General features: G+C 69.7%; 14 protein-coding genes. 4 read left to right on the top strand and 10 right to left on the bottom strand.

All coding sequences use genetic code 11. From position 1 onward, the window contains the following. Position 1: 1 nt before the first annotated feature. Positions 2–1,933, bottom strand: coding sequence for an acyl-CoA dehydrogenase family protein (locus tag OC490_RS19305; protein WP_262059189.1), 1,932 nt, complete (start codon positions 1,931–1,933; stop codon positions 2–4). A 111-nt stretch (positions 1,934–2,044) separates the two neighbouring features. Further along, the gene (locus OC490_RS19300) at positions 2,045–2,854 is read right to left on the bottom strand and encodes a GH12 family glycosyl hydrolase domain-containing protein (RefSeq protein WP_262059188.1); all 810 of its coding nucleotides are present in this window, start codon (positions 2,852–2,854) and stop codon (positions 2,045–2,047) included. A 233-nt stretch (positions 2,855–3,087) separates the two neighbouring features. Here OC490_RS19300 and OC490_RS19295 point away from each other — a divergent pair, with 233 nt between their 5' ends. The 3 genes from OC490_RS19295 to OC490_RS19285 all read left to right on the top strand — a co-directional run bounded on the left by OC490_RS19295 (position 3,088) and on the right by OC490_RS19285 (position 6,726). Beyond that, positions 3,088–4,101, top strand: a complete 1,014-nt coding sequence (locus OC490_RS19295; protein ID WP_262059187.1) for a LacI family DNA-binding transcriptional regulator — start codon at positions 3,088–3,090, stop codon at positions 4,099–4,101. Positions 4,102–4,196: 95 nt separating this feature from the next. After that, positions 4,197–6,239, top strand: a complete 2,043-nt coding sequence (locus tag OC490_RS19290; RefSeq protein ID WP_262059186.1) for a TIM-barrel domain-containing protein — start codon at positions 4,197–4,199, stop codon at positions 6,237–6,239. A gap of 109 nt (positions 6,240–6,348) precedes the next feature. Continuing rightward, on the top strand, positions 6,349–6,726 hold the full coding sequence (locus OC490_RS19285; RefSeq protein ID WP_262059185.1) for a hypothetical protein: 378 nt from the start codon (positions 6,349–6,351) through the stop codon (positions 6,724–6,726). Positions 6,727–6,742: 16 nt separating this feature from the next. Here the strand turns inward: OC490_RS19285 and OC490_RS19280 are convergent, their stop codons facing one another. From OC490_RS19280 to OC490_RS19250, 7 genes are all read right to left on the bottom strand, one after another. Continuing rightward, positions 6,743–7,456, bottom strand: coding sequence for a glycoside hydrolase family 12 protein (locus tag OC490_RS19280; RefSeq protein ID WP_019074788.1), 714 nt, complete (start codon positions 7,454–7,456; stop codon positions 6,743–6,745). Between the two features lie 36 nt (positions 7,457–7,492). After that, positions 7,493–9,739, bottom strand: a complete 2,247-nt coding sequence (locus OC490_RS19275; protein ID WP_262059184.1) for a glycoside hydrolase family 95 protein — start codon at positions 9,737–9,739, stop codon at positions 7,493–7,495. After that, positions 9,736–11,706 carry a beta-galactosidase gene (locus OC490_RS19270; protein WP_262059183.1) on the bottom strand — a complete coding sequence of 657 codons (1,971 nt, stop codon included), beginning with the start codon at positions 11,704–11,706 and terminating at the stop codon, positions 9,736–9,738. The genes OC490_RS19275 and OC490_RS19270 overlap by 4 nt, the downstream gene beginning before the upstream one ends. Next, entirely contained in the window at positions 11,706–13,898 is a 2,193-nt protein-coding gene (locus tag OC490_RS19265; protein ID WP_262059182.1) for a sialidase family protein, read from the bottom strand. Before OC490_RS19265 ends, OC490_RS19270 begins: the two co-directional genes overlap by 1 nt. Positions 13,899–14,024: 126 nt before the next feature. After that, positions 14,025–14,978 carry a carbohydrate ABC transporter permease gene (locus OC490_RS19260; RefSeq protein WP_262059181.1) on the bottom strand — a complete coding sequence of 318 codons (954 nt, stop codon included), beginning with the start codon at positions 14,976–14,978 and terminating at the stop codon, positions 14,025–14,027. After that, on the bottom strand, positions 14,975–16,009 hold the full coding sequence (locus OC490_RS19255) for an ABC transporter permease (RefSeq protein ID WP_262059180.1): 1,035 nt from the start codon (positions 16,007–16,009) through the stop codon (positions 14,975–14,977). Before OC490_RS19255 ends, OC490_RS19260 begins: the two co-directional genes overlap by 4 nt. A gap of 27 nt (positions 16,010–16,036) precedes the next feature. Continuing rightward, complete coding sequence (locus tag OC490_RS19250; RefSeq protein WP_262059179.1) at positions 16,037–17,728, bottom strand: extracellular solute-binding protein; 1,692 nt, start codon at positions 17,726–17,728, stop codon at positions 16,037–16,039. Between the two features lie 291 nt (positions 17,729–18,019). Between OC490_RS19250 and OC490_RS19245 the strand changes: the two genes are divergently transcribed. Then, positions 18,020–20,878, top strand: a complete 2,859-nt coding sequence (locus OC490_RS19245) for a glycoside hydrolase family 3 protein (RefSeq protein WP_262059178.1) — start codon at positions 18,020–18,022, stop codon at positions 20,876–20,878. Positions 20,879–21,001: 123 nt separating this feature from the next. Here OC490_RS19245 and OC490_RS19240 read toward each other — a convergent pair whose 3' ends face one another. Beyond that, positions 21,002–22,447, bottom strand: coding sequence for an aldehyde dehydrogenase family protein (locus tag OC490_RS19240; RefSeq protein WP_262059177.1), 1,446 nt, complete (start codon positions 22,445–22,447; stop codon positions 21,002–21,004). Positions 22,448–22,452: the final 5 nt, after the last annotated feature.

Genomic DNA, 22,452 nt, shown 5'->3' with positions numbered 1-22,452 from the left:
GTCAGTTGACCGGGCGATGCACGTTGTCCGCCTTGGACGGGCCCGGGGTCGTGTCGGCGATCCAGGGTCCTTCGCCCGACGGGTCGACGATGCCCTCCTCCAGCCACGTGTACGCGCCGCCCATGACTCCCTTGACCACCTTGCGGTCGAGGTCGTCGGTGTTGGTCCAGAGTCGGCCGAAGAGTTCCTCGACGCGGATGCGGGACTGCTGGCAGAAGGCGTCGGCGAGTTGGTAGGCCTCGCGGCCGTGTTCGCCCTGGGTGCGCAGGAGTTCGGCCCGTACGCAGACCGCGCTCATCGCGAACAGCTCGGCGCCGATGTCCACGATCCGGCCCAGGAAGCCCTGCTTGGTCTCCATCCGGCCCTGCCAGCGGGACATGGCGTAGAAGGTGGAGCGGGCCAGTTTGCGGGCACTGCGCTCGACGTAGCGAAGGTGCTTGGAGAGGTCGATGCCGTGGCGGAACTCGCCGTACGTGCCCGGGAGTTGGCCGCTGCCCGCGACCAGTTTCGGGAGCCACTTGGCGTAGAAGACACCCGCGTTCGCGCCCGCTTTCGCCTTGTCCTGGAGGGACTTGTCGGGGTCGATGAGGTCGCCGGCGACCTTGAGGTGGGCGTCTACGGCCTCGCGGGCGATGAGGAGGTGCATGATCTCCGTCGAGCCCTCGAAGATGCGGTTGATCCGGAGGTCGCGCAGGACCTGTTCGGCGGGGACCGCCTTCTCGCCGCGGGCCGCGAGGGATTCGGCCGTCTCGAAGCCCCGGCCGCCGCGGATCTGGACCAGCTCGTCGGCCATCAGCCAGCCCATCTCGGACGCGAAGAGCTTGGCGAGCGCGCCCTCGATACGGATGTCGTTGCGGTCCTCGTCGGCCATCTGCGAGGACAGGTCGAGTACGGCCTCCAGGGCGAAGGTCGTGGCCGCGATGAAGGAGATCTTCTTGCCCACGGCCTCGTGCTCGGCGATGGGCCTGCCCCACTGCTCACGGGCCGCCGACCATTCGCGGGCGATCTTCAAGCACCACTTGCCGGCCGCGACGCAGGACGCGGGGAGGGAGAGGCGGCCGGTGTTGAGGGTGGTGAGGGCGATCTTCAGGCCCGCGCCCTCGGGGCCGATGCGGTTGGCGGCCGGGACCCGGACCTGGTGGAAACGGGTGACGCCGTTCTCGATACCGCGCAGGCCCATGAAGGCGTTGCGGTTCTCGACGGTGATGCCGGGCGAGTCGGCCTCCACGACGAACGCCGTGATGCCGCCCCTGCTGTCCTCGGTCTTCGGCACCCGGGCCATCACGACCAGCAGATCGGCGACCACGCCGTTGGTGGTCCACAGCTTCACCCCGTCGAGGACGTACGCGTCCCCGTCCCGCACCGCGCTGGTCGCCAGGCGTGCCGGGTCGGAGCCGACGTCCGGTTCGGTGAGCAGGAAGGCGCTGATGTCGGTGCGGGCGCAGCGCGGCAGGAACTCCGCCTTCTGCTCGTCCGTGCCGAACAGCTTCAGCGGCTGCGGTACGCCGATCGACTGATGTGCCGAGAGCAGCACACCGACCGCCGGGCAGGCCGAGCCCGCCAGCGCCAGCGCCTTGTTGTAGTACACCTGGGTGAGGCCGAGGCCGCCGTACTTGGTGTCGATCTTCATGCCGAGGGCGCCGAGCTGCTTGAGGCCGGCGATGACCTCGTCGGGGATGCGGGCCTCGCGTTCGATGCGGGCGGCGTCGATCTCGGTCTCGCAGAAGACGCGCAGCTTCGCGAGGAACTCCTCGCCGCGCCGCACGTCCTCGTCGGGCGGGAGCGGGTGGGGGTGGATGAGGTCGAGCCGGAAGCGGCCGAGGAACAGTTCCTTGGCGAAGCTGGGCTTGCGCCAGTCCTGTTCCCGGGCGGCCTCCGCCACCTGCCGGGCTTCTCGCTCGGTGACGGTGGGTTTGCTGGATGGAGCGGACATGAGGCTCACCTCGCCGCGAATCGGGCCCTCGGCGCCGTGTGGTTACCGATGGGTGCTACCCGTTCGTATGTACCCGATCCGCCGCGAAGCGGCCACCCTTCGCGCGGCCGTTCAGCCGATGTCGACGGAGTACGCCTTTGTGTCAAGGCGGCCCGAGCCCTTGAAGACCTCGGTGCCGGACTCGATGCCGGAGAGGTACTTGTCGTTGTTCAGCAGCTTGCGGCGGACCAGGGCCTGCGTGAAGTCGTCGATGTTCAGGGTCGCCCTGGTGGTGTTGGCGGTGCGGACGAAGGAGTACACGTTCCAGCCGATGTTGCCCTGGTAGATGTCCCACATCGCGCCGCCGAGGCTGACGCTGCCGTACTTGGTGCCGAGCGGGCCCGCGCCGCCCTGCCGGTTGAGCCAGATCATGATCTCGTCGGTGGGCTGGTCGGCCCAGTCCGCCGTGTTCTTGGCGTGCAGCCACAGGTCGTAGGCGACATCGAGGGTGCCCGGGTTGGAGCTGAGCGAGAAGTCCCAGGTCGTCTTCACCGGCTTGCGGTCGCCGACCCGGATCGGCAGCCCGGTGGTCGCCTTGTCGACCTTCCAGCCCCAGTGCCAGCCGAGGACGGTACTGGCGTAAGACTTCACGTCCGCGTCGGTGCCCTTGCTGTTGTTGGCCCAGCTGAAGGACGTACCCCACGAAATGGTGGACCCCGACCGGGAGTTGTCCCAGACGCACTGGCTGCCGGTGGCCTTGTCCTGGCCCCAGAGGTTGTTGTTCACGTAGTACTTGCCGAGCGTGACGGTGTCGAAGGCCCCGCACTTCTTGTTCGTCTCGCCCGCCTGGGCGACGGTCACTCCGACGAGCGCCGTGAGCGCGACCGAGGCGGCGGCCAGCACCTTCGCCTTCTTCGAGAGACGGGGTCTGCGGTGTTGCATCGGGGGTCCTTCCGGGGGACGGTTCGTCTACGACCTCCCAGTGGCCGCCGACCCGCCCGGAGGTTGCCTTCCCTCGCGGAGAATCACGCTGGACGGACTCGGACGAGAAAGTGTCGAAGCGCTTCGACAACCTATGGACACCCACACCGCCTGAAGCTAATGTCGAACCACCCTCACTCGCCCTTGTCAGCAACGCGCACTGTCGAAGCGCTTCACAAAGCTTGGAGAGCTGGATGGTCACCCTCGCCGAGGTCGCCCAGCACGCCGGAGTCTCGGCGAGCACGGTGAGCTATGTCCTCAGCGGCAAGCGGTCCATCTCCGGAGCCACCCGGCAGCGGGTCGAGCAGAGCATCCGCGAGCTGGGCTACCACCCGAACGCGGGCGCCCGCGCCCTGGCCAGCAGCCGGTCGAACATCATCGCGCTGATGGTGCCGCTGCGCACGGACATGTACGTACCGGTGATGATGGAGATCGCCATCGCCGTGGCGACCACCGCCCGCCTGCACGGCTACGACGTGCTGCTGCTCACCGGCGAGGAGGGCCCCGACGCGGTACGCCGGGTCACCGGCAGCGGGCTCGCCGACGCGATGATCCTGATGGACGTCGAACTCGCCGACGAGCGGCTGCCGTTGCTGCGCGGCACCGACCAGCCGTCCGTACTCATCGGCCTCCCCGCCGACACCACCGGACTGACCTGCGTCGACCTCGACTTCGGGGCGACCGGCGCGCTGTGCGTCGAGCACCTCGCGAAGCTCGGTCACCACGACATCGCTGTCATCGGTGAGGCGCCCGCGGTCTACGAGCGGCACACCGGTTTCGCCGAGCGCACCCTCGACGGACTCCGGTCCCGGGCACGGGAGTTGGACCTCCGGGTACTGCACCGGCCGTGCGAGGGCGGGTACGACGCGATGGCGGTGACACTGGCCCGGATCTTCGACGAGCGCCCCGGCACCACGGGCTTCGTCGTGCAGAACGAGTCGGCGGTCGAGCCGCTCCTCGCGCTGCTGCGCCAGCAGGGCCGGGCCGTGCCGGAGGACGTGTCGGTGGTCGCGGTCTGCCCCGACCAGGTCGCCACCCAGGCCTCGGTGCGGCTGACGTCCGTCGCCATCCCCGCGCAGGAGATGGGCCGTTACGCCGTGGAGCACCTGGTGGCCAAGCTGGACGGCCGCGGCAGTGACGAAGTCGTGCTGATCGCACCGGAGTTGACGGTGCGGGCGAGTACGGGGCCGGCACCCGCCGCGTCCTGAGCCTGTTCCGTACCCGGAGTTCCACCCCTGCGCCGCCGCCAGGGCACCGCCATGTCTGCAACTCCTCTGTCTGCACTCCTCACAGGAGCCCTCTCGTGACTCAGCCTGCCGAAATCCAGCCCAAGGTCAGCCTCGCGCAGTCCTCCCCCACCCTCGGCACCTTCCGTGAGCGGGACGGCGCGCTGGAGTGGAGCGGGCGTCAGGAGACCGTACGGATCGAGCCCTGGGGTCCGGACGCGGTCCGGGTCAGGGCCCGGCTCGGCGGCCCACTGCTCGACGGGCTGCCCGGCGCGCTCCTGGACGAGGCCCCGCCCACCGAGGCGAGCGTCAAGATCGAGGAGGGCCAAGGGACCCTGACCGTGGGCGCGTTGACGGTCCACGTCGACGCCGAGGGCCTGATCCGCTTTCTGCGCACCGAGGACTCCGCCGAACTCCTCGCGGAGGCCCGCGCCCACTTCTGGTGGCCCGGCTCACGGCTCTACACGGCGGTCGGCAACGGCCACCACCGGCTTGAGCAGCGCTTCGCCACGTACGAGGACGAGAAGCTGTACGGCCTCGGGCAGCACCAGCACGGGCAGTTGGACCAGAAGGGGCTGGTCCTCGACCTGGTCCAGCGCAACGCCGAGGTCGGCATCCCGGTGCTCGTCTCCAGCCGCGGCTACACGCTGCTGTGGAACAACCCGGCGATCGGCCGGGTGGAGCTGGCCGGCAACGGCACGCGCTGGGTGGCCGATTCGGCCCGGCAGATCGACTACTGGATCACCGCGGGCGACCCGGCCGACGGCCAGCGCCGCTACAGCGCGGTGACGGGCCGTACGCCGATGCTGCCGAAGTGGGCGGCGGGCTTCTGGCAGTGCAAGCTGCGCTATCGCACCCAGGCCGAACTCCTCGCCGTGGCACGGGAGTACAAGCGCCGCGGGCTGCCCCTGTCGGCGATCGTCTGCGACTTCTTCCACTGGACGCATCTGGGCGACTGGAAGTTCGACCTCGCGGAATGGCCCGACCCGGCGGCCATGGTCCGCGAACTCGACGAGCTGGGCGTCAAGTTGGTGGTGAGCGTCTGGCCGTCCGTCTCCCCGCTCAGCGAGAACCACTCGGTGCTGGAGCAGCGCGGCCATCTCATCGGCACCCAGTACGGGCCGATGGCCCACGCCGACTGGCCGGACAAGGGGGTCGCGTCGACGGTCCAGGTGGCGTTCTACGACGCCACGAACCCCGAGGCCCGTGACTTCCTGTGGTCGAAGATCCGCGACAACTACCTTGTGCCGTACGGCATCACGGCCTTCTGGCTGGACGCCTGCGAGCCCGAGCTGAAGCCGGGCTTCCAGGAGAACCTGCGCTACTGGGCGGGCCCTGGCCTGGAGGTCGGCAACCTCTACCCGGCCGAGAACTCCCGCACGTTCCACGAAGGACTGCTGGCCGAGGGGGAGTCGGAGATCATCACCCTCAACCGCTCGGCGTGGGCGGGCAGTCAGCGCTACGGGGCCGCGCTGTGGTCGGGTGACATCGGCACCGACTTCCCGACCCTGCGCCGCCAGATCGCCGCGGGCCTCAACACCGCGCTGTCCGGCATCCCCTGGTGGAACACGGACATCGGCGGCTTCCACGGCGGCGACCCGGACGACCCGGCGTACCAGGAAGTCATGGTCCGCTGGTTCCAGTTCGGCGCGCTGTCCCCGCTGATGCGCCTGCACGGCTTCCGCGACCCGGGCATGCCGCTCGGCCCCGACATGACGGGCGGCCCCAACGAGGTCTGGTCGTACGGCGATCAGGCCCTCCCCATCCTGGAGAAGTACCTGCGGCTGCGCGAGCGCCTGAAGCCCTACGTCCTCGACGTGATGCGGGCCGCGCACGAGGAGGGCCTGCCGGTGATGCGGCCGTTGTTCCTGGAGTTCCCCGAGGACCCGGCGGCCTGGTCGGTGGACGACGCGTATCTCTTCGGCCCCGACCTGCTGGTGGCCCCGGTGCTGACGGCGGGCGCGACGGCCCGTACGGCCTATCTCCCGGCGGGCGCCTGGTGGACGGACGCGTGGACGGGCGAGACGTACGAGGGCGGCACGGCCGTGACGGTCGACGCCCCGCTGGACCGCATCCCGCTGTTCCTGCGGGACGGGGCGACGCTGCCTGTGACGGAGTAGCCGTGTGCGGAGGGGAGTTGGGCCTCCCCTCCGGGCCGTGACGGTTCCGTTGCGCGGAACTGTGGGCTCCGTCACAGCCGTGCCGATCTTGTTCTGGTGGACTCCTCCGATGGTCTTACGCAAGCTCGCCGGCGGGGCGGGCCTGGCCGCGTTCGCCCTGTATCTCTGGGGTCTGCTCCACATCATGGGCGCGCTGCTGGAGGTGGGGGACGGCGGCACCGGCTCGGCGCCGCTGCCGCCCTGTCGTACGGTCGACGGGCAGTACGACGAGCGGACTTCGAACGTCATCAGCTACTCGGTGGACTACGTCCCACTGCGGTTCGTCTGCGAGACCAAGGACGGCGGCGGCTTCGTGTCCGACACCGTTCCCGACTACGTCAACCCGGCGGTCGGCGCCCTCGTGCTCGCGGCTCTCGGCTGCTGGGTCGCGGGGCTCGTCGTCGCGGAGCCGCCCGGCCCCCGCGGTGTGCGGGGACCGGGCGGCTGAGCGGTGCCGGGGTGGGTCAACTACTCGTGACGCTCTCGCTGTTGGTGGTGAAGGCGAGCCCGCCGGACGAGGACGTGATCTCGAAGCCGAACTGCAGGTCCCCGATGGTCACGTTGCCGAACCAGCCCTTGGTGTCCTTGATCCACTTGAGGATCGGCAGGATGTCGATCGTGCCGGACGACGAGTTGGAGCTGCGCACGAACGAGAACACGTCGTTGCTGCCGTTGTTGCCCTTGTAGACGGTCCAGGTGGAACCGCCCAGCGTCAGGCTGCCCTGCGAGGTGCCGAGCGGGCCGACCGCGCCGGTCTTGTTGACCCAGAGCATGATCTCGTAGGCGTAGTTGGTGTCCCAGATGTCGTACGACGTGTTGTACGCGCCGGACGACGGCACCGTGACGTTGTAGCTGCTCTTGAGCGAACCGAGCGAGGTGATCGACTTGCCGATCACCTTCTTGGCGTTGGGGTAGGCCTTGATGCCGCCGGTGTTGGGGTGGTTGGCGGTGACGCCCCAGTTGGTACCGGAGTTGGCCCAGATGCACTGGGTGCCTGCGCCGGAGCCCCAGATGTCGTTGTAGAGCGTGTAGCCGTTCAGGGTCGTGCTGCCCCACTGGTCGCATGAGCTCCAGACGGCGGCGGAAGCGGGGGCCGAGGCGAGGCCGACGGTGGCGCCGAGCGCCAGGGCGGGGGCCAGCAGGGCCATAACAAGCCTGCTGCGGGTGCGTGTTGCCATGGTGTCCCTTCCATGGGTGGGGGGAGTTGGGTGTGGCTACCGCGCCCCCAGGGTGAGGACGCGGTCTTCTCCGGCGACGAGTTCGAGCGGCTGAGTGCCGGAGGAAGTCCGCAGTTCGACGCGGTGGGTGCGGGAGGGACGGAGGACGGCCACGGCCGTGTCCGGCGTCCAGGTCAGATCGAGTTCCGCCCCGAACCTCGTGCGAACGCCGGTGAGTCGGCCCTGCGGATACGCCGCCGACAGCGCGGGCAGCAGGACCAGCCGGTCCGGCGTCGACTGCACCAGCGTCTCGATCAGCACCCCGGGCAGGGTGTGTGCGGCGTCCGCGTTGTAGACATCGCGGTTCGGGTAGTGCGCGCTCATCAGCGAGACGTGGAAGAAGTCGCCGTCGAGGACCTGGCCGAGGGCGTGCGCGACCCGCTCGCCGTCGCGCAGACGGGCGGCGACGAGCGCGTGGTGGAGGTGGCCGTGCGCCGAATCGTTCTCGGCGCCCCGGAGTTGGAGGGCACGATGGGCGGCTTCCCCGAGCTCCGGGGTGTCGTAGGGGTTGATCTCGTCGAGGGGCCAGACGCCGTAGAGGTGACTCAAGTGGCGGTGGTCGTAGGCGTCGTCCAGGCCCGGCCACGCCCATTCGGCGAGGGCGCCGTCCGCGTTGACACGGTGCGGCGGGAGCCGGTCGGCGAGGGCACTCCAGCGGTCGGCCTCCGGGGTGCCCGGGTGGTAGACGGCGGCGGTGCGCAACGCGTGCCGGGCGGCGGAGAGGTCCATCGCCGCGTTGACCGCACCCCAACTGGCGTTCGCAGGACGGTTCTCGGGCGAGTAGGAGGGGACGAGGACCAGTTGGCCGTCGGGGGCGGTGCGAGTGAGGAAGTCCTCGTAGAAGAGGGCGACTTCGGCGAGTGCGGCGGCGGTGCGCGGGTCGCGTTCGCCACGGGTCTCGTCGTGGTCGACGAGCGGCTTGAGCAGCCAGTCGGCGCCCGCGGTCCACAGGTGCAGCGGGTACTCGCGACTGAAGTGGTACGACAGCCCGGACTCGCCGTCGGTGTGCGCGGGCGCGACGACGCCCCGGGCGCCGAAGACGACACGGGCGTTCTCCCGCCAGTCGCCGAGCTGACGATGGATCAGGGAGGCGAGGGCGTCGGTGACTTCGGGGAGGGCGGCGCTCGCGGCGGAGGCGGTCTGGAGGTTGAGGTTCGCGTCGTTGGTGAACGCGCCGGACCAGGCCGTGTTCCAGTCGCCGGTCCACAGGCCGGTGAGGCGGGGCGGCAGCAGGCCGCTGGCGGAGAGGAGGTGGTAGCGGCCTGCGGCGAAGAGGCGTTCCAGGAGGGCGGGGCTGCGAGGTTGCTTGATCAACTCGGAGCCGGGGAGGGCGCGTTCGGTGGCGTCGGCCCGGAGGTCGAGGGTGACGCGGGCGTAGGCCGTGCGATGGAGGGCGAGGTGGCGGTCGAGGAGGGTGTCGTAGGGCCGCCGCTCGTCAGGCAGCCGCTCGTCGGGCAGCAGGGCCTGTAGGGCGCGGGTCTCCGCCGCGACGTCCAGTTCGCCGGTGTGGCGTCGTACGCGGGTGAGGAGCAGGACCTCGGTGGCGCCGGCGATGCGAACTCCGGTCGGCGCGAGTCGGGTTGTGCCGCCGGTGACCACGGCCAGGGTCACTCCGGTGTAGGCGCGGTCGCTGTCGCTGTCGGGGTAGCGGACACGGAGGTTGAGCAGGGCGCCGTCGGGGGTGAGAAACGTGCCGTGGCCGACAACCAACCCCGCCGGTGCGCCCGGGAGTTGATGCTCCTGGGCGAGGTCGAGGGTGAGGTCGGCGGCCGTGACGTGCTGGACGATCACGTCGTCGGCGCGGGAGACGAAGACGCGACTGCGCCAGTCGCCGCGATGGGCCATGACCTCACCGCTGGTGAAGTCGACGGACCGGTGGTAGTCGCCCTCCGCGTCGGCGGCAGGTCGTCCGCGCAGTCGGGTCTGGAAGGCCGGGTGGAAGGGCTGGACCCATTGGAGCGGGCGGCCGTCCGTGAAGTCCTCGGCCGCGGTGAGGTCACCGGCGAGCAACCGGTCCTGGAGTGCGGGGAGTTGGGCGGCGAGGCGCGGGGGCCGGGCGTGCTCGGCGCCGTTCGGGCGGACGAGGGTGTGATGGGTGACGATGACACGGTCGTCGTCAGGATCGCCGAACACGAGGGCGCCGTGCTTGCCGTTGCCGCTCAGGTAGGCGTCCTCCCAACGGGCGGCGGGGAGGGGTTCCCAGGTGCCGTGGACGGGGCTCTCAGGTGTGGGCCGACCGGTCATGGCCGTAGCACCGCCACGCCGTAGCGGCCGAGGGTGAGTTCGCCCTCGACGGTCGTGCCGGTGAGCAAGTCGTCGTGTCCGCCCGGGACTTCGACGGTCACCGGTTCGCGCCCGTGGTTGAGCAGGAACAGCAGCTCGCCGCGTCGTACGGCCTCGACGCCCGCCGGGAGCCCTTCGAGTACCGGGCGGACCCCCGCCTCGGCGGCGACCCGGGCGAGCAGGGCGCGGAACGCGTACGGCTCCGGGAGCGTGGAGACGTACCAGGCCCGGCCCTTGCGCAGCACGGCCGGCAGACCGTCCAACTCCCCGCCCTTGTAGGGGATCGCCTCGTCGGCGGCCCCGTCCTCGGGCTCGATCTCCTCCGACCAGAGCGTCCCCCGGAAGCCCTCGCACTCGACGGTCTCCCCCGGGTCCAGCGGCCACCACTCGTGCAGGGTGCGGATGCCGAACAGCTCGCGGAGGCGGGCGTCCATGCCGCCGGGCCGCACCCGGTCGTCCTCGTCGGCGATGCCGGTGAGGAAGCCGCAGACGAGGGTGCCGCCGCCGCGGACGTACGCGAGGAGGTTGTCGATCGCGGCGTCGGTGAGGAGGTAGAGCTGCGGGACGACGACCAACTCGTAGGCGGACAGGTCGTGTTCGGGGTGGGCGAAGTCGGTGGTGAGGTGGGACTCCCAGAGGGCGCGGTGCCAGGCACGGACGACCTCGGGGTGGTCGACCTCGGTGGAGAGACGGCCGTCCTGGGCACCGGCCCACCAGGCGTGCCAGTCGTGCAGGATCGCGATGTCCGAGGTGATGTGAGTACCCGTCACCTCGTCGCCTAGGCCTGCGAGTTCGGCGCCGAGCTGCTTGACTTCCTGGAAGGTGCGGCCCCGCTCGCCCGCGTGGCTGAGCATCCCGGAGTGGAACTTCTCGGCGCCCTGCCGGGACTGGCGCCACTGGAAGTAGCAGACGGCATCGGCACCTCGGGCCACGGCCTGGAGGGACCAGAGGCGGTTGAGGCCGCGCGGCTTCGGGTGGTTCACCCCGCGCCAGTTGACCGGTCCGGCCGCCTGCTCCATGAGCATCCAGGGCCCGCGCGCCTGCGAACGGGTCAAGTCCTGCACCAGGGCGGCGCTTTGGGCGCCGAGCGGATCGCGCGGATCAGGATAGAGGTCGACCGAGACGACGTCCTCCTCCTCGGACCAGCGCCAGGCGTCCTGGCCGACCCACAGCGGCATGAAGTTGGTGGTGACCGGAATGTGCGGGGTGTGCCGGCGGACGATGTCGCGCTCGGCGGTGTAGCACTCCAGGAGCATGTCGGAGGTGAAGCGCCGGAAGTCGAGCACGTGGGTGGGGTTGTTGAGGTAGTGGGCGTGGCGCGGGGGCAGGACGCCGTCCCAGGTGTCGTAGCCCTGGCTCCAGAATGCCGTGCCCCAGGCGGAGTTGAGGCCGTCGAGCGTGCCGTACCGCGCGCGCAGCCAGCGACGGAAGGCGACGGCGGCCTCGTCGCCGTAGTCGAAGGTGCAGTACTCGTTGTTGATGTGCCACATCGTGAGGGCGGGGTGGTCGGCGTAACGGGCGGCCAGGGCCTCGGTGATGGCGGCGGCGTGGTGTCGGTAGACGGCGCTGGAGTGCGAGAAGTGCTGGCGTCCGCCCCACCACTCGATACGACCGTCGGCGTCCCGGGGCAGGGTCTCCGGGTGGAGCCGGCCCAGCCACGGCGGCGGCGAGGAGGTGGGGGTGGCGAGTACGACCCCGATGCCGCTGTCGTGCATCAGATCCATCAGCCGGTCGAGCCAGCCGAACTCCCTTGCCCCCGGGTCGGGTTCGAGCTTGGCCCAGGAGAAGACGCCGAGGGTGACGGAGTTGACGCCGGCGTCCTTCATCAGCCGGACGTCCTCGTGCCAGGTCTCCTCGGGCCACTGTTCGGGGTTGTAGTCGCCGCCGAAGAGGACGCGGCCACGGGTGGCGTCACCGAGCCCGGGCATCAGATCTGCTCCCCGTACTGGATGCCGCGTCCGTTGGTGGCGAGGTAGACACGGCCGTACACGCGCGGGTCACCGGTGACGCACTGCCCGGTCCAACCCCACTGGTGCCGGTCGTCGTTGATCCGCACCCAGGTCTTGGCCTCGTCGTCGGAGCGGTAGACGGCGGTGATGGCCTCGGTCGAACCGACCTGATAGATCGCCGGGTAGCCGGCGCCGGGGGCGGGTCTGCCGAAGCCGAGGGTGTAGGAGGCCCAGCAGCTGGCGACCTTGCTGAAGCTCGCACCGCCGTCGACGGACCGGTAGAGCCCGTTCCACTTGACGCTCAGCCACAGGTCACCGGACCTGCCGGGGGCCGCGACCAACTGGAACTGACTGTCCCCGGCGGGCAGCCCGCCCGCACGCGCAGTGAACGAAAGGCCACTGTCAGTGCTGGCGTATAGCGTTCCTGTGTCGGTGTCGTATGCGTAGAAGAGCGTCGGGTCGGCCGGGTCGGCGACCGGCGTGGCGCCCTTCGGGAAGGAGGAGACCTCGGACCAGGTCGCGCCGTTGTCCGCCGAGCGGTGAGCCGCGTACTTCGTGCCGTCCCAGTGCACGAAGGACCACAGCAGCGTACCGCCGTCGGCGCTGGTGGCGATCGGCCCCGGTGCGTCATGGGCGAGGGAGGGCTGGGCAGCGAAGGGCGCCCAGGTCCGGCCGCCGTCGCCCGAGTAGGCACCGTTGCCGTTGTCGCCCCAGCCCGTGCGGACGACATACGCCGGCCTGCCCGCGGCCTGCGCGACCCCCGTCGCCGACCCGAACACGGGGTTCGTCGCCATGCCGCGCGACGGAGACGCCGTGAGCCGCTCGTGGTACATCACACCGATGTCCCGCGAGGCGCTGATCAGGTGCGCCTCCCCGACCGGGGGCGAGATCAGCTGGATCACGGACGTCTCCTCCAGTCCGCGAATTTGCGGTGCCCAGTGCGTGAGGTCACGGGTGCCGTAGAGGGTGGCGCCGGTGCCGTAGACGACGTGCTTCGAGTCGTACGGGTCGACAGCGACGGCCTGGATCCACCAGCCGAACTTCGGCTGGTCCGCACCCCACTTGAGGAAAGGAGTCTCGGACACGTCGAAGACAGCGGAGTCCTTGAGAGACGTCCAGGTGAGGCCACCGTCGGTGGTCCGGTACAGGGTGTCGACGGCCGCCCAGCGGTTGTTGGTCGAGACGACGACGGTGCCCGCGCGACGGGCGTCTACGGCGACCCCGCCATAGCCGAAGGTGTCGCTGCCGCCGGGCTGGACGGGGGTGACGTCCGTCCACCGGCCGGTGGACGTGGCGAGCCTGTGCACGCTGCCGGCGGACTGCCCGTTGGGGCCGGGGGCGTCGGCGTACGTCACGTACAGCTCATGGGCGCGGGCGTCGTACGCGGCCCGGATCGGGACCTTGGCGGAGGTTCCGGTGGGCTGCCCGGGGACGGCCGTCCAACTGCTGCCGTCGGCGGTGCGGTAGAGGTTGACGGCGGTGGCGGTCCCGTCGCCGTCACCCCACCCGGCGTAGACGGCACGGCCGACGGCGACGAGGAAGGTGACGCCCTGGCCACTCTGACTGGCGGTCGCCGGGAAGCCGCTGACGGCTGCCCAAGTGGCGCCCCGGTCGGTCGACTTGAGCAGCCCGTCGTGCCGGGTCCCGAGCCACAGGGTGTCACTGTCACGCGGATCGACGAGCAGCCGCTCTCCGGTGCCACGTCCGTCTTCGTTGCCGCCGAGCTTCACGGTGAGATCGGTGCGGGTCCAGGTGGCGCCACGGTCCTCGGAACGCAGGATGGCTCCGTTGCTCGCCCAGGACTGGGCGTAGGTGCCGACGGCGAGATACAGCCGGTCCGGGTGGATCGGGTCGACGGCGAGGGCCTCCACGCCGAGCAAGTTCCAGTCGTCCCAGCCGAGTTGATCGGTGAGCGGGGTCCAGCAGTCGGTCCGGGCGTCCCAACGGTAGGCGCCGCCGATGTCGGTACGGGCGTAGGCGAGACCGCGGACGGAGGGGTGGAAGAGGACGCCGGTGACGAAACCGGTGCCGCCGATTACGGCATTGCGCCAGCGGTAGGCAGGGGCTTCCGCTGCGTGCGCCCTCGTCGTGAGGAGCGGCACGGTGGTGAGCGCGGCGGCAACCGCGGTCCCGGCAAGAACGGCCCGGCGGCTCAGTCGGGACGTAAGCATGCGCATACCTCGCTGTATGAGATGGGGTAAGGAGACATACCTAAAGGGGCGCGGGGAACTGCGCGACCAGCCACAAACGACCCGCAGCCGCCGAACAACCGAAGCGCCCTCTTCAATAGGCGCCGGTCAGCCCTTCACCGCGCCCGTCAGCATCCCCTTCTTGAAATGCCGCTGCACAAACGGCGAAAGCACAGCCACCGGCAACAACGCCATCACCATGACCGCCATCTGCACGGCCAGCCCCGACAACTCCCCCGTCTTGATCGCCTGACCGAGCCCCACCGGAGCCTCCTGCTTCTGCACCAACTGGATCATGACATTCTGCAACGGCATCATGTCCTGGTCGTTCAGATACAGGGACGCGTTGAACCAGGCGCTCCAATACCCCACGGCGTAGAACAGCGTGATGACGGCAAGCACCGCACGGGACAGCGGCATCACGATCTGCCACAGAATGCGGAAGTCACCGGCCCCGTCGATCCGCGCGCTGTCGACGAGTTCCTGCGAGATGCCCATGAAGAACCCGCGCAGCACAAGGATGTTGAAGACACTGAGCGCACTGGGCAGGATCAACGCGAGATAGCTGTCGGTCAGGCCGAGCGACTGCACCAGCAAGTACGTCGGAATGAGCCCGGCGCTGAAGAACATCGTCGCCAGCATCATCATCAGAATCCACCGATGCCCGAGCGACCCGATACGCGAGAGGCCGTAGGCACACAGGACGGACACCGTCATGGAGAACGCCGTGCCGACGACGGTGATGAGGACGCTGATGACCGCCGCGCGGGTGACCTGGCCGCCGCTGAGGAGTTCCTTGTAGGCGACGAAGGTGATGCCCTTGGGCACCATGACAAGGCCGCCCGCCTGATCGATGGTCTTGCGTGAGGAGAGGCTGGTGACGAGGACGATCCAGAGGGGGAAGAGGATGGCGAGGCAGGCGAGGGTGAGGACGAGACCCTTGCCCGCGAGGCCGGCCTTGCCGGGTTCCTCCTCCCAGGTCGGCCGGGGCGGCGCGGCCCAACGGCCGGGCTGTCGTACGGACTTGGCGGGCTTGACGGATTTTTCGATGACGGCGGTCATTTCTTGTACACCCCCTGCTCGCCCATGAGGTGGGCCACTTTGTTCGCGGCGAGGACCAGGCCGAGGCTGATCACGCCCTTGACGAGTCCGGCCGCGGCGGCGTAGCCGAAGTCCTGGTTGCGGACACCGTTCCACCAGACGAAGGTGTCGAGGACCTCCGCCGCTCCCGGCCCCACGGCGTCGCGCTGGAGCAGGATCTGTTCGAAGCCGACGGTCAGCGCATCGCCCACGCGCAGCACCAGCAGCAGCGCGATCACCGGGCGCAGCGCGGGCAACGTGACGTGCCACATGCGGCGCCAGCGGCCGGCGCCATCCATCGCGGCGGCCTCGTAGAGGTCGGGGCTGACGGAGGACAGTGCGGCGAGGAAGACGATGATCCCCCAGCCCGCGTCCTTCCACACGCTCTGCGCGGTGATCAGGAACTTGAAGGTGTTGGGGTCGGTCATGACGTCGAGGCCGTCGAAGCCGTGTTGCCGCAGGAGTTGCGAGAACAGCCCTGCCCCGCCCAGCAGTTGCTGGAAGACGGCGATGACCAGCACCCAGGAGAAGAAGTGCGGGAGATAGAGGATCGCCTGGGAGAGCGCCCGGACCCGGGGCCTGACCACGCTGTTGATGAGCAGGGCGAGCAGGATCGGGATCGGGAAGAACAGGATCAGTTGGAGGAAGAACAGGACGAGTGTGTTCTGTACGGCGCTCCAGAACGCCGAGTCCGCGAAGATCTGCTGGAAGTTCTCCAGGCCGACCCAGGAGCTGTGCAGCATCGAGACGATGCCGTTGTCGCTGACGTAGGGGTCGTAGTCCTCGAAGGCGACGATGTTGCCGAGGATCGGCAGGTAGTTGAAGACCAGGATGAGCAGGACGGCCGGCAGGGTCATCAGGAGCAGGACGCGGTCGCGTCTGAACCTGAGGCGCCAACTGAGCTTTCCCTTGGGGCGGTTGTGCCGGGTGCCGGTGGCGCCGCCGGACGCCACCGGGGTCTTTCCCGTCGTGTCGGCCTCGGTCCTGCTCCGAGGCACCGTGCTGTGGGACACGGCCGTTCTCCTTGCCTCGGTACCCGGTCAGCTCGTCGCGGTGCCGTTGTCGTCGAGCAACTTCTGGTACCAGGCGCGGAGTTGGTCGCCGCCCTTGCTCTTCCAGTCCGACACGGCCTGCTGCATGTCGCTGATCTTCTTGCGGCCTCGGGTGATGTCGTCCTCCAACTGCTCGAAGTCGTTGCCGAGGTTGGTGTAGCGGGAGGGTTCGGTGATCATCTGCCCGTAGAAGCTGGACTTCTTGGTGAACGCGCCCATCCGCTGCTGCCATTCGACCTGCGCCTTGGCGACCTCGGGGAAGTCGGGGTGGGCGATGGTGGCGGCGGGGCTGGCGACCATGACGTAGGCGTTGATGACCTCGTTGTTGCCCTGGGTGGTCTTGGTGGGCACACCGTCCTTGACGGTGTAATGGGTGCCCTCGACGCCGTAGTTGGTGAGCATGTACTCCTTGGTGCCGTACGGCGCGGCGGTGACGTTGGCGACGGCCAGCGCGTCGCGGATCACGGACTCGGAGGCCTTCTTGCTGATGAAGGCGAAGATGCCGGCGGGCTGTTCGGCCCAGAGGTTCGGGTTGCCGCCGTCGTGGCCGAAGATGTCCATGCCCCAGATCTTGTAGGCCGGGTTCTGGGTGGCCTGTTCGGCGGTGCGGCTCCACCACTGCGAGATGTTGTTGGCGTAGATGAGGAACTCGCCTGCCGCGAACTTGGGGCCCGGGTCGGTGGCCGCGCTCTTGCCCAGCCTGGCGTCGGGGTGGACGTATCCGGCGGCGAAGAGCTTGCGGGTCCACTCCAGTGCTTCGAGGTATTCGGGGGTCTCGATGCGGTTGATCAGCTTGCCGTCGACAAGGTTCCAGCCGAGCGGCTTCTCGCTGCCCGAGAGCACACCGAAAGCCTGGAAGGCGGTCCACTTCATGTCGAGGCACGCCCACCGTTTGGCCTTGGCGTTGGTGATCTCCTTGGCCAGGGCCATGAACTCGTCGGCCGAGGTGGGGACTTGGTACCCCTCTTTGTCGAAGATGTCCTTGCGGTACAGGGGCACGATGCCGGTGACGTACGGGGACGGCTGCGGCAGGCCGCGCAACTTGCCGCCGAATACGGAGCGTTGCCAGGCGTCCGTCGGGATCGCCGCGAGGTTCGGGTACTCCTTGATCGCGTCCCCGGAGAGGTAGGGGCCGAGGTCGGCGAACTTGTTGATGATGGCGCTGGGTATCTTGCCGCCCATGTTCCAGCCCGGGATGACCACGACATCGGGGAGGTCGCTGGAGGCGAGGACCGCGCCGAGCTTCTGGTCGTAGGTGTTGCCGTCCTGGTTCTGCCAGGCCACGTCGACGCCGATCAGGGCGTTCATCGCCTTGTAGTAGTCGTTGTCGCTCTTCGGCGGGGAGCCCCAGAACGGCGACATGATGGAGACCTTGCCGCCCTTGCCGAGCTTCTTGGGCACCGAGGTCTTCAGGGTCGCGAGGTCGAGCTTGCTGGTGAAGCCGAGCGCGGAGCCGTTCTTCGCCGGGATGTCCGGGGTCACCACGTTGTTCGCGACGAAGCCCGGCAACACCTTCTTGACGCCCTTGCCCTCCGAACTCCCCCCGCCCGAGCCGCTGTCCGAGGCGCCGCAGGCGGAGAGCAGCGGTACTCCTCCCGCCACCGCTGCGGCGACGACCGCCGTGGAGGCGAGGAAGCTTCTCCGGCTGGGAGCGGAGGCGGCGGAGGCGTTCGGCGTCATTGCGTCAACCCTTCATGGCGCACCAGGACACCCGGCGGTGGAGCCGTCGGCTGCGGTGTCTTGAGTGGAACAGAGCACTTAGTCGAAGCGCTTCGATGTTGCTGCGAGGTTAAGTGAACGCCCGAGGGTGCACAAGGGTCGCTTCCAAGATTCCTCCGAGGTGTGCGGGGTGACCTGTCCGTATGTGCTGCTTGAAATAACGGTGAAGGTCTCTTGACACCTGCCGCGCATCGAATCAGCATCGAAGCGCTTCGAAAGAGCCGCGCCGCTCCATCGCAAGGGGAACCCCACGTGACCGCACAAACGCCGCCTACGCCGCCTTTCCGCGACCCGCAGCTGCCGTTCGCGAAGCGCATCGACGATCTGTTGGCGCGGCTGTCCCTCGACGAGAAGGTCGGATTTCTGCACCAGTACGCGCCCGCCGTGGAGCGCCTGGGCGTCGCCGCGTTCCGCACCGGCCAGGAGGCCTTGCACGGGGTGGCGTGGATGGGCCCGGCGACGGTCTTCCCGCAGGCGGTGGGCCTGGGCGCGACCTGGAACGAGGAGCTCGTAGGACGGGTCGGCGACGCGGTGTCCAAGGAGGTCCGCGCGATGCGCGCCCGCGACGACCGTGTCGGCCTCAACGTGTGGTCCCCCACGGTGAACCTGCTGCGCCACCCGCTCTGGGGCCGCAACGAGGAGGGCTACTCGGAGGACCCGAAGCTGACCTCGGCCATCGCCACCGCGTATACGCGCGGGCTGCGCGGCGACCATCCGACGTACTGGCGCACGGCGCCCGTCCTCAAGCACTGGCTGGCGCACAACAACGAGACGGGCCGTGACGTCACCTCGTCCTCCGTCCGCCCGCGCGTGCTGCACGAGTACGACCTGCGCGCGTTCCGCGAGACGGTCGAGGCGGGCACGGTGGCCGGGGTGATGCCCGCGTACAACCTGGTCAACGGCCGCCCCAACCACGTCTCGCCCTATCTGCGCGAGCACCTGCGCACCTGGACCGATGAGGACCTGCTGGTCTGCTCGGACGCCGGCGCACCCTCCAACCTGGTCGACTCCGAGCACTACTTCGACACCCACGAGGAGGCGACGGCGGCCTCGCTGCTCGCCGGGGTGGACAGCTTCACCGACCACGGCACGGACGGCTCGACGATCGTGGCGCGGGTCCAAGGTGCCCTGGATCAGGGCCTGTTGACCGAGGCGGATCTCGACGCGGCAGTGCGCCGTCAGCTCTCGGTCCGGTTCCGGCTCGGCGAGTTCGACCCGGCGCACGACCCGCACGCGGACATCGACGACTTCGACACCCCGGCGCACCGGGCCCTCGCCCAGGAGGCCGCCGAACAAGCGGTCGTCCTCCTCAAGAACGCCGGCGACCTGCTGCCCCTCGCCCACGACACCCGCCTCGCCGTGGTCGGACTGCTCGCCGACGAGTGCAAACTCGACTGGTACAGCGGCACGTTGATCCACCGCTCCACTCCGCTGGAGGGCCTGTACGAGCGGTTCGGCGCCGAGCGCGTCGAGTTCGCGGAGGGCGTGGACCGGGTCAGGCTGAAGACCTCCCAAGGCGCCTATCTGCACGTCCCGTTGGCGGACGTACCCGACGAAGTGTGCGGCGCCGAGGGCGCGTTGGACCCCGCCCTCCTCGCGGGCCGCACCGACCTCCCCCCGCTGACCACCGACGCCACCGGCACCGGCACCGGCACCGAATTCGCGCTCGTCGACTGGGGCGAGGGCGTCCTCACCCTCCGCGCCCCGGACGGCCGTTACCTCTCGGTCGCCGAGGACGGCTACGTACGCGCCTCCGCCGACCAGCCCGGCGGCTGGGTCGTCCAGGAGACATTCCGCCTGGAACCCCACGAGAACGGTCACCTCCTGCTGCATATCGGTACGGGTCGCCACGTCTCTGTCGCCGCCGACGGTGTGAAGGTTGCCGAGGAGGGCGCGGAAGTTTTCGAATTGCTGATCGTGGAGCGCGGCGAGGACGCGGTGGCCCGGGTCGCCGAGGCGGCCGACGTGGCGCTCGTCGTCGCGGGCAACGACCCGCACATCAACGGCCGCGAGACCGAGGACCGTACGACGCTCCGACTCCCCGCCCACCAGCAGCGCCTGCTGCGCGCGGCCCGCGCCGCCAACCCGAACACGGTCCTGGCGCTGGTCGCCGCGTACCCGTACACGATCGACCCCTCCGACCTCCCCGGCCTCCCCGCGATCCTGTGGACCGCCCACGGCGGCCAGGCTGCGGGCACCGCTCTGGCGCGCGTCCTCGCCGGCGATGTCTCCCCCGCCGGCCGCGTCCCCCAGACCTGGTACACGGCCGACACCGACCTGCCCGACCTCCTCGACTACGACGTGATCGGCAGCCGCCAGACGTACCTCTACTTCGAGGGCACGCCCCTGTTCCCCTTCGGCCACGGCCTGTCGTACGCCTCCTTCCCCTACGGCGACCTGAGCGCACGGGCCGAACTCGGGGCAGTGCACGTCGAGTTCAGGGTCACCAACACCGGGGACGTGACGGCCGACGAGGTCGCGCAGCTGTACACCCGCGCCACCGACCCGTCGGTCCCACGCCCGCGCCGCGAACTGGCCGCACACCGGCGCGTGACCCTCGCCCCGGGCGAGACGGCGGACCTCTCCTTCGAACTCCCGCTGTCCGCCTTCGAGTTCTGGGACGTGGCGCGGGGCGGCCACCGCCTGGAACCGGGTGCCTACGACCTACTCGTCGGCGCCTCCAGCGAGGACATCCGCCTGCGTACGACGGTGACGCTGACCGGCGAGCCCGCCGCACCCCGGGCCGTCCTCCAACAGGGCCTGGACGCGGCCGACTTCGACGAGCAGTCGGGCGGCGAGATCGTCGACCGGACGAAGACGGCGGGCGATGCGGTGACACCGGCGGGCGGCGGCACGGCCGAACTGGCGTACCGGCACTGCGACTTCGGCGCCGGGGTCACGGAGGTGACCGTGGAGGTGGCGGGCGAGGGGGCCGTGGAACTGTCGCTGGACGGCGGTCCGACACTCGCCGAACTCGCCCTGCCCGCAGCCACATCCGGGCCGTACGACTACACCACGCTCGGCGCCGGGATCGTCGCCGAGGGCGTGCACGACGTGCACATCAGGCTGCGCGGCCCGTTGCGGCTCGCGCACGTCGGCTTCTCCGGCTGAGGGTCCGGAAGCAGGCCGACGAAAAGTAGGGGCCCGGCACCGGAAGGCATCGGCGCCGGGCCCCTACGGGGAGATTACATGAAAATGGTTCCCATTAGCTAGAGCTGTTGGGTGAGAGAACGGTCAGAGCGCGAGCCCGGTCAGCACCAGCACCCGCTCGTAGGTGTAGTCGTCCATCGCGAACTTCACGCCCTCGCGGCCGACACCGGACTGCTTGGCGCCGCCGTAGGGCATCTGGTCGGCACGGTAGGACGGGACGTCGCCGATCACCACACCGCCGACCTCCAGGGCGCGGTGGGCGCGGAAGGCGACCTGCACGTCGTGGGTGAACACCCCTGCCTGGAGGCCGTACTTGGAGTCGTTGGCGGCGGCGAAGGCGGCGGCCTCGCCGTCCACCTTCGTCACGGTCAGCACCGGCCCGAAGACCTCCTCGCAGGAGATCGTCACATCGGCCGGTACATCCGTCAGCACGGTCGGCGCGTACGAGGCGCCGTCGCGCTTGCCGCCGGTGAGGAGGGTGGCGCCGGCGTCGACGGCCTCCTGGACCCACGACTCGACGCGCTGCGCGGCGGCCTCGCTGACCAGCGGACCGACGTCCGTCTTGGCGTCGGACGGGTCACCGGTGACCTGGGCCTCGACAGCGGCGACGATACGCGGGAGCAGCCGGTCGTAGACGGAGGCATCCGCGATGACCCGCTGCACTGAGATGCAGGACTGGCCGCCCTGGTAGTTGGAGAAGGTGGCGATGCGGGTCGCGGCCCAGTCGAGGTCGGCGTCGGAGGAGTAGTCCCCGAGGACCACGGCCGCGCCGTTGCCGCCCAGCTCCAGGGTGCAGTGCTTGCGCGGCACCGAGTCCATGATCGCGTAGCCGACCTTCTCCGAACCGGTGAAGGAGATCACCGGCAGCCGCTCGTCCTGCACGAGGGCGGGCATGTGGTCGTTGGCGACCGGCAGGATGCTCCACGCGCCCGTCGGCAGTTCGGTCTCGGCGAGCAGGTCGCCGATGATCAGGCCGGAGAGCGGGGTGGCCGGGGCCGGCTTGAGGATGATCGGCACGCCGGCCGCTATCGCGGGGGCGATCTTGTGGGCGCACAGGTTCAGCGGGAAGTTGAAGGGCGCGATGCCGAGCACGACGCCCTTCGGGAAGCGCCGGGTGAGGGCGAGCCGACCCTGGCCGCCGGCGTCGGTGTCGAGGCGCTGGGCCTCGCCGCCGTTGAAACGCCGGGCCTCCTCGGCGGCGAACCGGAACACGGACACGGCCCGGCCGACCTCGCCGCGCGCCCACTTGATCGGCTTGCCGTTCTCGGCGGAGATCAGCTGCGCGATCTCCTCGGTGCGCTCGACCAGACGCCGGCTGACGTGGTCGAGGGCTGCGGCGCGGACGTGGGCGGGGGTCGCGGCGAACTCGTCCCGTACGGCGTACGCGGCGGCCACCGCCTCCTCGACCTGGGCGTCGGTCGGCACGCTGACCTTGCCGACGAGGCGTCCGTCCCACGGGGAGGTGACGTCGAAGGTGTCCTCGCCGTTGGCCTGACGGCCGGCGAGCCAGAAGGCGTGGGTGGAAGTCATGTCCC

The organism is Streptomyces sp. STR69, from assembly GCF_024519455.1.
GTDB lineage: Bacteria > Actinomycetota > Actinomycetes > Streptomycetales > Streptomycetaceae > Streptomyces.
This window is presented reverse-complemented; position numbering and strand designations above follow the sequence as displayed.